At 75.5% G+C, this 12,026-nt stretch carries 1 pseudogene; it reads right to left on the reverse strand.

From position 1 onward, the window contains the following. A pseudogene (locus EF918_RS24510) lies at positions 1–11,910 on the reverse strand (hypothetical protein); the annotation flags it as partial. Positions 11,911–12,026: the final 116 nt, after the last annotated feature.

Consider the following 12,026-nt stretch of genomic DNA (forward strand, 5'->3'; position numbering starts at 1 on the left):
GGTCCCGGCCCCCGCCCCGGCATCCGTCCGCGCCCGCTGCGGACCTGCTCCGGCGCCCGGTACGGGCATCGGTTCCGGCACGCTGCGGCGTTGCGGGGGCGGGATCACCTCCATCGTGGCGCTCTGCGCCACCACCGTGTCCAGGGCCGGGCCGTCCGTGGGGATCGCACCGAGGTCCGGCAGCGGCCCCGTGTGGCTGCGGACGTCCGGGCGGGCGTAGGTGAGGATCGGCCGGGGCATGCCGGGCACGAACCGCAGCAGCGGTTCCCCGCCCTGCTGGTGGGCGGCGATGACCTGCTCGAACATCCTGACGTCGGCCGGTTCCTGGACCCGCCACTGCATGTGCGCGCCGTGCTCGACGCCCATCCCGCCCGACAGCATCCGCGGCAGCAGCGCGTCGTGCTCCGCGGCAGCGAGCCGGCTGCCGTCGCGGTGCATCAGGTCGAACACGTCGTGGTCGCCGGTCAGTGGCCGCCACGCGCCCTCCGCGTCCCGCCCGTGCACCACGCCGTCGCGCACCGTGAACCGGCCCGACAGGTCCAGCTCCAGCATCTTCGGCGCGAGCTGCGCGTACTCCTCGCGGCGCTGCGCGTACCGCGCCTCGACCGCCTCGCGCAGTCCGGGCCGGGCGTCGAGGTCCGTCTCCGGGCCGGGCCTGCGCGGCTCGAAGAACCCGACCCGCCCGATGTCCTCGACCCGGGCACCGATCAGGGTGTCCAGCTCGGTGATCGTCTTGGCCTTGATCTCCGCCGGCTTGGGCAGTTCGCCGTCCTTGAGGCGCATCACCGCGTCGGGGTTGGTCGGCCGCGCGTCGACCACCACGTTCTGTTCGTCCGCGAGCCGCTGGAACTTGGCCTGGGTGGCGACGGGCATGCCGAGGACCCGCTCGGCGTACTGCGGTGACACCTGGACGAAGCGGAGGCCGGAGTCCGCCCAGCCCTCCCCGCCCGGCCGCGGCGCGTTGTCGGTGGGGTACGGACCGTCCGCCGGGGGTGCGGGCGCGGGCACCGGGCCCGGCGCAGGCTGGGTCTCGTCGGGTGCCAGCATCCGTACGGACGTGAGCCGTTCGCCGAGCCACCAGCCCTCGGCATCGCCGAGCGGCGGCCGCACCTCGGGCAGGATCTCGAACAACGCCTGGACCTGCGGCGGCAGTTCCAGCACCAGCGGCGGCCGGTCCGCGTGTTCCAGGTGGGTCACCGTGATGCTCTTGACCATCGACCGCAGGTCCTCGCGCCCCGCGATGTACTCCAGTGCGGCCTGCCACACCATGTCCGGCTGCGGATGCCGGCGGACGGCGGACGCGATCTGGTACAGGTGCAGGTCGCCCTCGCGGTTGTAGAGGCTGCGGATGAGGGTGTGGGTGACCTTCTGGGTGAACTCCAGCGTGCGCTCGCGGCTCCAGGCCACCTCGGCCCGCGGCTGCGCCGCCGGGTGCAGCCAGGACGCGTCCCCGCCCATCACCACCCCGTCCATCGGGGGCAGGTCGAGCACCGACCTGTACCCGAACTCCCGCGCCACGGGGACCACCGCGTCGGGGCCGGTGCGCAGCATCACCGAGTTGCGGCGCGGCCGGCCGATCGTGGTCGTGAACATCTCGGGCGCCATGCCGTCGGCCGAGCCGCCGTACAGCTGCCGTTGCGTCAGGTCGTAGTTCCCGGCGAGCTGCTGCGAGAGCCTCCTGCCGAACGGGTGACCGGACGGCATCGACCAGGCGGAGTTGCCGAAGTTGCTGCCGACCCGGTGGGTGGCCATCGCGGCCCGGCTCTCCACGGCGGCCTGCAGGGCGCCCAGGTGATGGATGGCGTTGTCCCCGTCGCTGTACAGGCCGCCGAAGAACTCCACGATGATCACGCGCAGGAAGTCGCTGAACGCTGCGTAGCCCTGCCCGTACTGCTTGAACAGCTCGGTCAGCAGCGCCTGGAACTTCTCCGGCGCCATCGCGGAGTGGAACACCTCGAAGACGTTGACCAGCGCGATGTTGTGCTGCTCCGCCCATCTGAGGAAGTGCCAGCGGTCGGCCTGGTCGGGGTCGGCGGGTGGTTCGGGCAGGTCGATCAGCGGGTCCAGTTCGGCCCGGGGCACGTCCGTCCACAGGACGTAGAAGGCCTGGCCCTGGAGCGTGACGGTGTTCTGCGCGGTGGTCCGCCAGAACCCGGCCGACGGGCCGGTCCCGGTCACCGGACCACCCACCCAGATCGAGTGCACCACCCGCGGGATCTCCACCGTGTCCGAGGACAGCGGGGGCGCGTCCGCCGACGGCGCCCACTTTCTGCTGGTGCGCGTCCCGGACAGGCTGAACCGCCCTTTGCCGGCCTGCTCGGTGAGATGGGCGGGGTGCAGCTCGGCGGGGTCCGGTTCGAACCGCATGTCCATCTGCATCAGGAAGTACGCGCTCGCGTCGGCGCCGAGGCCGGAGTAGTCGTACGGCACCCCGGTCTGCGGGTCCCGCAGGAAGTGCGGTGCCTCCGGCAGCTTGAGCAGGTCGAACACGTCCACGCCGAGCGAGCCGAGGGGGGTGACCTCGCGGACGTCCGGGACGTGCGTGGTGCCCTGGAGGTCGGCGCGCAGTTCCCGCGCCGAGCGGTACGGCTCGGGCGGCGGCCCGGCCTCGCCCTGCGCCCCGGCCGGGCGGAAGGTGCGGATCTCGCCCGGTGAGCCGTCGGGGGCGGGCCGTACGTAGAGCACCGGTTCGTCGCCGGGGGCGTCCCGGACCATGCCGGTCGGGGCGTTGGTGGCGTACACCGTCCAGCCGGTCGCGTCGGCGGTCTGCTGGGCCAGGGTGTCCGAGCCGCAGCCGAACAGCACCAGCGAGGGTGCGGTGTCGGGGGGCGTCGGGGCCGGCACCGTCCCGTTCCGCCGGAGGTACGCGGCGACCTCGGCCGCCGACAGCACGACCGGGTCGGGGCGGTCCTTGACCTGGACCTGGACGCCCCGCTCCGTCATGTGCGCGGCCACGAAGAAGATGCCGTCGCCCTGCCAGGGCACGGCGAGCTCCTCGCCGGCCGGCTGGTCGGGCCGTACCCGCTGCTGGTAGTGGGTCACCTCCGACAGGTGCTGGTAGAGGTCCTGGCGCAGCGCGGTGTCGGCACCGTCGAACGAGGCCCAGCCGCGGACGGTGCCCTCCGCGTCCTTGATCTCCCAGGCGGAGAGGTCGGCGTCGCGGACCAGCTCGCCCGTGACCGTCCGCACGTGCGGCTCGCCGGGCGACACCGACGACCCGACCGGCCCCGGCCCGCCGCCGGGCGGTGCGCCCTGCGGCCCGCCGTCCGGCCCGGGCCCGTTGTCGGTGGGTGCCGGGGCGTCCCCGCCCGGCGTGACGGAGCCGTTGTCGCTCTCGGACCCGGCGAAGACCATGTCGTCGCCGAACGGGTCGAACGCGTCGTAGTCGACCCCGAGCGAGACCGGCTGGGTCGGCTCCGGTGACGGCGGGCGCTCCTCCTCGGGGCGGGGCCCGTCGTCCCGGCCGGTTCCGGCCGGTGGGCGCCGGCGGCCGTCCGTGGAGTCGGCGTCGCCCTCGCTGCCGGTCCGGCTGGTCGTGCGCCGCCCGCTGGTGGACGAGCCCGTCTCCGAGTTCCAGACCCGTTCCGCCAGGCCGCCCAGCGTGGCGGGGTCCTTGTTGCCGTCCTTCCAGGACCCGTACGACACCGTCGGCTCGCCGTTGCTGCTGGGCGCGTTCGCGGCCGCCTTCCTGCTCTCGGCGCCCGCCGCCCACCGCCGCTGTTCCTGCGCCTGGTGCGCGGCGGCCAGCGCCGTCTGCTCGTTCACCAGGTCGGTGTCGTCCATGTGCCTCAGCGCGCCCAGCAGTTGGTCCTGCCGCCAGTCGGCGGCGTGCCGGGACATCTCCTGGTGGTAGCCGTGCAGGACCGTGCCCGGCGTCCGGAAGTCGCGCAGCGCCTGCGCGATGGTCCGGACGGCTGCCGGGGACGGGGCGTTGTCGTTGGAGGCGTAGCTGCTGCGCAGCACGTCCTCCGCGACGACGCGCTCCGCGCGCAGCCGCTGCGCCAGCCGCTCCAGGTTCCGCCGCGCCCGGGCGGGCGGGCCGAGGTCCACGAGGGGGACCTCGGAGGTCCGCGAGGCCGCCTGCGCCGACTGCCACTGCTGCGCGTCCGTGTACGCCTTGAGGGTGCGCAGCGCGTCCGCGTCGAGGCCCTCGCTCAGCAGGGCGTACACCTCACGCTGCGCGGCGGTGTCGAACTGGTCCTCGTCGACCGCCTGCCGCGGGCGGGTCCCGCGCCGGACGGAGTTCACGTACCCGTCCAGGCGGTCCGCCGGGATCTTCCAGTGCGACCCGTCCGCGTGCGCCTGCGGCAGCGCGCTCAGCCACGCCGACACCGACTCCAGCGCCCGGTCGATGACCTCAAGCTTCCGGTACGGGTGCTTGTCGGCCACTTTCCGGGACCACTGGGTCCCGGACGTCATCGCGTCGGTGACCGCCTGGAGCAGCGCCGGCGCGTGCGCGATGTGCGCGAGCCGGTCCATCGCGTCCGCGTCCCGCAGGGCGCGCCGCGCCGCTGCCCTGACCCGTTCCGCCGCCCCCGGATCGTGCGGGGCCAGCGCGTCGGCGACCGTCCCGGCCTTCGCGGCCGCGTCGCGCAGCGCGGCCGCCGCCTCGTGCGGGGCGCTCTCGTACAGCCCCGGCAGCAGGGTGGCCCGCTTCCAGGTGGCCTCGTCCCAGGCGTACGCGGCCTTCTCCAGGGAGTCCATCAGCGCCTGGACGTGCGCGCGGGGCACGATCTCGCCCGGCGGATCGAAGTTGTTCAGCGGTTCCGCCAGCCGCTGGCGCAGCATGTCGGGCGCCACGTCCGGCAGCGGACTCGGGTACGGCGTCTCCTTGGTGCGCGGCGAGAAGTACGGACGGCCCGTCAGCAGCGTGGTGTTGGTGGTGTTGGCACCCTCCTGGACCGCCGGATGACTGCCGAGCTGGAACAGCCGCTCGAACGCCTGCCGGTGCAGGTTGCCGGTGCGCAGCAGCAGGACGTCCCCCTCCCGCAGCCCGGCCAGCAGCGCGCGGACGCCGTCCGGGCCGAGCACCCGGGCGTCGCCGCGCACCAGCCAGTCCGCCTCGAACTTCGGCGCGTACCCGATCTCCTTGCCGTTCACCTCCAGCAGCACCGTGGGCCGGCCGCCCAGCTCGTGCAGGGCGGCCGCGAGGTGCTCGGGGGCGCTGGCGCGGACGTTGTCGCTCAGGCGCGCCAGCCCGTACACGGGCATCAGGTCGACCTGCCCCGAGCGCACCGCGTCGCCCAGCAGGTCGGCGACCGGGTCCCCGGTCGGCCCGTGGTCGGGCCGCGGGACGTGGAACCGGTACAGCGCGTCGGCCGGACCCACCTTGGTTTCCAGGGACCCGGCGGTCGGCTCGCCCGCCCCGTCCCGCGCGTACACGGCGCGCGGCGCGTGCCAGGCGTGCGGGGTGAGGACCACGGCGCGGTCGCTGCCGGTGGCGTCGAGCAGGGCCCGCGCGGACTCCTGGTTCACGCCGAGGGTGTCGCTGGCGCCGATCAGGGTCAGGTCGCTGCGCAGCTCCGGCGGGAGCACCGGCTCCGGGTAGGAGTCCTCGGGGGCGAACTCGTCGCTGCGGAGGACCACGTCGTGGCGGCCCAGGTCCGGGGTGAGGAGCTGGGCGAGCCGGTCCCGTACGGCGGCCGGCGCGAGGACGGTGAACGCCCCGTCGAAGCCGAGCTCGCGCGCCGAGCGCATCACCATCACCGCGGCCGCCTGGTGGCCCCAGCCCTGGCCGGAGGCCACCACGACCGTCACCCGCGGTTTCCCGTGCAGCAGGTCGTGGGCCTGCCGGCGGGCGGTGACCTCCTCCGGTGAGGGCGGGGTCCCGCCGCGCCGCTCGGTGAGCAGGGCGTGCAGGTCGGCGGTGCGGTCGGGGAGCTGGTGCGCGAGCTGCCAGAGCGCGAACTCGGGGATGTCCCCGCCGAGGGACCGCAGCACCGCCGTGCCGTCGCGGCCGGCGAGCGCGGCGGGCGGATCGGTGAACAGCGCCTTGAGTACGGCCGTGTCACCCGTACGGGCCGCGTCCAGCAGCCCACCGAGGCTCTCCCGCGCCGACTCCGGCAGCCCCAGCCCGGTGCGCAGCTCCTCGACCCGCACCCCGCGCGGGGCCAGCTCCCGGGCCTGCGGATCCCAGCCGGAGCCGTGTCCGGAGTCCTGGCCGGTGCCGTGGTCGGAGTCCTGGTGGGTGCCGTGGTCGGTGCTCGGACCGGTGCCGAGGCCGGTCCCGGACCCGCCCGGACCGTCGTGGGCCCCCGCCCCGCCGCCGTCGCCGTCGCGGGCCGGCGCCGGGGCGGGGGTGACCACCGTGTCCGGGGCGTCGCCGCCGGGCTGGGCGGCCCCCGGCTCGGGCAGCGTCGACAGGGGCGCGGCGGCGGAGTCGGTCGTGCGCGGCAGGCGCAGCACGTTGATGGTCGAGCTGCGCCGCCGCGCCTTCTCGTCGAAGACCCCCGGCAGGGCCTCCTCGGGTGGCAGCGTGCGGCCCGCCGTGTCCTCGCTGATCAGCTTGGACAGGTTCAACTCGATCCCCTCGCGGGCGAGTTCCGCGCTGACGGTGATCCGGAGCTGGTTCGCGACGGCCATCGCCCGTTCCATGCCGGTCGACTTGGCCAGCCCGAGGGGGGCGTTGCCGCGGCCGGTGATCGCGACCTGGGGGAGCGGCTCACCGGCCCGGTGCCGGGCGACGAACTCGGCGGCCAGCCTGCGCCCGAAGTCCTCCACGAGCGCCTGCTGCTGGTCGTCGAGCGTACGGCTCTCGCGTCCGAACGACACCGTCAGCGAGGTGGGGCCCTCGTCCTCCCCGAAGGAGACCGACAGGGACACGTGGTCGCTGTCCAGCGGCTGCCCGCCCTCCGGCCCGGGCCCGCCCTCCGGCGACGGCCCCGGCCCGTCCGTGCCCGGCCCGGGCGCGTTCTCCCGGGCCGAGCCCGTCCCGCCCTGGTCGAGCAGGTACAGCGTGGCGGGGACGGAGGTGTCGTCGGGGCGGCCCGGCGTGCCCTCGGCCACTCCCACCTTGGCGTTGGGCGCGAACACCTTCGCCCCGACCGCCAGTTCCACGGCGTGCGCGTCGGCGGCCGACTCGCAGCCCATCAGCACCACCGCGAACCCGGTCGGCTCCAGCCCGTCCCGCAGCTCCGCCAGCGACGGACGCCGCGCCAGCAGCCGCCCGAGATGCGTGCCGTCCACGTGCACCTGGGTCACCCCGTCCTTCAGGACGAGCCGGTGTCCCTTCGGGTCCGAGTGCAGCAGCGCGAAGTACGGGGTGCGGCCCTTCCACGGCACCGGGTACGACCGGCCGGACGGCTGGTCCCAGCGGGAGCGGACCTCGTAGGTGCTCATCGTCGGCAGCTGCCGGTACGGGCCCTCGCGCACCGCCCAGTCGGCCTCGGTGAACGACCCCCAGCCCTCGCCCCGCCCGCGGATCGGCCGGAGCAGCAGGTCCGTGTCACGGACGAACAGCCCGTCGACGGTCCGGACCCCGGGCCCGCCCGGCGGGTCCGCCGGCGCCGGCGGCACCGACGGCGCACTGCGCTCGGCCGTCGTGCGCAACGCCTGCACCGTGAGCGGCCTGCCCTCCGTCTTGGCCAGGGGCGCCAGCTCCAGCAGCCGCCGGCGCAGCGCGTGGTCCACGGGCGCGTCCGGGGCCAGTCCGAACGTGTCCCGCACCAGCGGGTCCAGCGAGGCCGGGGTGAACTCGCCCTGCTGCCCGTACCCGGACCGCACCAGGTCCGCCAGGCGGCGGGCGTCCGTCAGCAGCCCGATCGCCGAATCGGTGCGCCGCGTACCGAACACCTCGCGCACCACGCCGACCACGTCACGCATCCGGCTGACGACCTCCGGCGGGACCTCGGACGAGGAAGCACCCAGCGGGCCGAGCCGTTTGCCGCGCACCATCCCGGTCTCCCGGGCGAGTTCGCCCAGCCGGGCCTCGCTCAGGTCGACCTTCAGGGCGGGGCTCTTGCCCGCCATGTCGGTCTGCAGGACCACGTGCGAGACGGGCGGCTCCTCGCCCTTGGCGCCCGGCGCCAGCGTGCTGTGCCCGGGGCGGATCTGGAACCGGTCGGCCGTGACCGTCGGATCGCCGTCGAGCCGGTCGCGCTGGAGCTCGGCCAGCGCGGCGTCCAGCCGTTCGGTGAACAGCGCCGTGACGGCCTTCTCCCGGGCGGACGCCAACGCGATGTCCGCCCTGACGGAGCGGACGTCGATCCGCACGTCGGGCAGCGGCAGTCCCTGCTGGGCCTGCCACAGACCGGCCTTGGCCACCTTGTGGGCCAGCCGGTCCATCCGGGCCGTCTCCACCGCCCCCAGCCGCGCGGAGCCCTCCGGGAAGGGCAGCAGGAAGCGCTGGTCGACGTGGTCGGCGATGACCACGACCGTGAGCGGGTTGGGGAAGCCCCGGTCCAGGGTCACCGAGTCGAGCTGGCTGACCTGTTCGTGGAACGTCTCGCCCGGCCCGCGCCCGTACAGGGAGAAGTACCAGTTGTCGCCGGCGCTGCCGTAGCGGTCACCCATGAACGCGGTGAACGCGCGGATCGCGTCGCGCCGGGCGGAGGCGAGCTCGCGCCTGCGCTCCGCGGCCTCGGTCTCCTGGCCCGGTACCCCCTCCAGCTCCTGGACCTTCCGGGTGAGCCGGACCACGCGGTGGATCTCCTGCGCGAGCCGGACCCGCTCGTCGCCGGGCGGGATCAGACCGGCCGCCTGCGCGGCCTTCAGCTCCCGCTCGATCTCGGCGATCGAGTCGCCGTAGTGCGCGACGTTGCGGTCGAGGACCTCGGACAGGGGCGCCCGGTTGACCTCGCGCATCTGCAGGTTCTCGATGCTCACCTGGTGCTGGCCGTCGTGGCTCTGCAGCACGATCGAGGCGAAGTGGTAGCCGTAGCCGCCGCTCGTCGTGCCGCCCGGGCGGCTGAAGTCACGGGCGATGGTGCGGCCGCCGTCCGTGCCCTTGACCGGCATGGACTGCACGAGGTAGCCCTCGCCGACGTGGGCGTGGGCCTGGCCGTTGATCCCCGTGCCGAGTTCGGCGTCGTGCAGTGCGCTGCGTTCGGTGAGGTTGCCCGGATCGAACCGGTTCATGATCCGGCCCCACATCTCGCCCGGCGCCGGCCAGGTGGACGTCGGCTGCTTGCGGGCCCGCGCCATGGTGTCGCGCAGCTCCTCCAGGTCCTGCGGGGGCCGGTCGCCCGGGTCGAGGATCTGCCGGGTGAGGGCGTCCACGAGGTGGGCGGTGCCCTCGACCTCCAGCCCGTTGGTGGTGCTGACCGGTGCGATGACGCGCCGCCCGGTGCCGCCCTCCATCGGGGTGCGGGTGTCGTGGAGCACGACGTGCGTGTGGTTGCCTCCCATGACCTGACCGGAGAAGTCCCGGCAGACGTCCGACGGGGTGGACTCGAAACGCGCGGTCACCTTGTAGAGCCGGACGTCGCGGCCCTCGTGACGGAAGTCGATGAACACCTTGCGGTCCATCACGAGTTCGAGGTCGCTGCCGTGGGGGCGCAGTCGTGCGACGGCGTGCGCGTGGGCCTGGGGGGTGGTGTAGAGCTGCTGGCCGTCGTGCCCGGAACTGAGGGCGACCGTGCCGTCCCCGGACACGGTCAGCGGCGGGTGCTCGATGACCACCTGGCGCACGACCTGGACGTGCGGGAAGCCCTCGGCCCCCAGCTTCCGGCCCGTGACGACACGGGCGCGCTCCCGCCGCGCGAACGAACCCTCGCGCAGCCGGTCCGACGGCGACAGCCCGGGCATGTCGGCGTCGCGGGGCGCCGTGACGGTGTAGTCGGTCAGCGTGTACGAGGGCTTGGCCTCGGTGCGCGGCGGGAACCAGCGCTCGGTGAAGGTCTCGGTGCGCACCGGCGCGCCGGGCTCCGGCGAGGGGTCCGTCGGCCCGTTCTCCCGGCTCACGGCGTACGGGTCCGCGTACGGCTCCGCGAACGGGCCTGCCTGCGGCTCCGCGGTCGTGGCCGGAGTCGTGGCCGGTACGTCGCTGTCGGCCGGGGTGGGGGCGTCCGCCGCGCCGGAGCCGGCGGGGGGCTGCCGGACCGGCTCGCTGCCCCAGCCGGGAGCGGTACCGGGTTGCGGGGCGGGGTCCGTGGAGGTGCTCAGGGGCGCGGGCAGCGGGGCCGGCGGGGCCGGCCGGGTCAGCGCGCCGGCCGGCTCCCCGGCCGCCGGGCCGGCGACCGTTCCCAGCCGGCCCGGCCCCGCGTCCGGGCCCGTCACGGACAGCACGTTCTCGTGGCCGCGCTGATGGGCGAGCCAGCTCGCCGTGTCCAGGTCCTGCGGCCCGAAGTGGCCGCGGTAGGCGGTGAACCAGTCGGCGCCGTAAGCCTCCTTGAGGGCTGCGAGCGTGCGCGGGTCCAGCCCGCGCCCGTCGGCCAGGGTGTCGAAACCGAGCCCCGCGCGGGCGAGTGCCGGCACGGCCACGGACTCGAAGACCAGGTGCGCGTCGATCCCGCCCCGCAGCTCCCGCAGGTCGCCCCGCCAGCCCTCCAGCGCATCCCGGATGCCGTCCCGGCCGCGTCGGACCGCGTCGGCGAAGCGCCGGTCGAACCGCTCCCGGACGCGGTCGGCGTGGCCCCGGGCGACCCGGTCGACCGCGTCGGGCCCCAGGCCGTGGCCGCCGGCCCGGTCACGGACGTCGCTGCCCGCCCGGAGCACGGCGGCCTCCCGGGCCGCGTACAGGCTGATCAGGTCGTGCACGGTCGCGGGATCCGTGAGCAGCGCCAGCGTGCCGGCCGCTGCCTCCGCCCCGGCCCCGCCCTCGCCTTCGCGCAGCAGCGCGTCGATCCGGCCGGCGAGGTCGCGCAGCACCTGCGGCAGCACCCGTCCGCCGAGGGACCCGGTCAGCCCGAGCTCCCGTACGGCCTCCTCGCCGAGTCGGGCCAGGCCCTCGGTGGTCCAGCCGGGAGCGGCCGCGGCCACGGCGTCGGCGACCCGGCTCAGCGCGGCCTCGCGGGCCGCCTGGACGGCGAACCGGTGCGGCAGGTCCGCGAGGTCCTCGGCGAGGCGGACCTGGAGCTCGGTCAGCGCGGCGGAGCCGCCGGAGCGGATGCGAGCGGCCGACTCCGTGGAACCCAGGGCCCGTTCGAAGGCCGCGGTGACCCGGTCGGCCAGGTCCCGGCGCAGCAGGGCGAGGCTGTCCGGGGACAGCGGGGCGGAGCGGCCCGCGACGCCGAGCTCCATGAGCAGGGCGGTGTCGGCCTCGCCGAGCCGGTTCCGCCAGTCGCCTTCCGCGGCGGTGACCGCCTGCTCGGCCCGGTCCCGGGCCTGCTCGTACGCGGCGCGCAGATCGAGGTCGGCGGGCAACGCGGCGAGCAGGTCGGCGAGTTCGCGCTCACCCCGGGCGGCCTGCTCGGCGAGGCGCTCGCCCACGTCGTCGGGGCCGCCGAAGAGGCGGCGCGCCGCTTCCTCCGCGCGCGCCCGGAACACGTCCGCCATGTGCGCGCGTACGCGCTCCCGGGCCCCGGGGGAGAGCCCGGTGGTCGGGGGAGTGCCCTGGCCGTCGGAGGTCAGCGGGCGGCTCCAGCCGTCGAAGACGGTCGCGAAGCGCTCCATGGCGACCAGCACGGCCGCCTCCTGGAGCGCGGCGGCCTCCAGCACCTGCGGCAGCAGGTCGAGGGCGGCCGCGCGGTCGTCCGGGCGGGCGTCCAGCAGCTCCTGGAGCATGGCTCCGGCTCGCCGGTGGACGGCGAGGGCCAGCTCGGGCGGGGAACCCTCCGGCAGCCGCGCCGACCACGCCTCGAAGGCCCCGGCGAGCCGCCGCTCGGCCTCCGCCCGGCCGGCCGTGTCCCGCTCGGCCGAGCCCAGCCGCTCCCGGTACGCGTCCTGCACCTCCCGCTGACTGCGCTCCCACTCCTGCGCCCGCTGCTGCTGCTCGGCACCCCCGTCGCCGTACCCGGGCGCAGGCTCGAACACGTACGCGGGCTCCCCGACCGCTTCCCCGCCGGGCGGGGCCGGGTCCGCGCATGGTTCCGGACCGGGCTGCGGGTCCGCGAAGGGGCCGGGGCCGTGGTCCGGGGCCGCCGCGGGGC

It is taken from the genome of Streptomyces sp. WAC06614 (genome assembly GCF_003949795.1).
Lineage (GTDB): Bacteria > Actinomycetota > Actinomycetes > Streptomycetales > Streptomycetaceae > Streptomyces.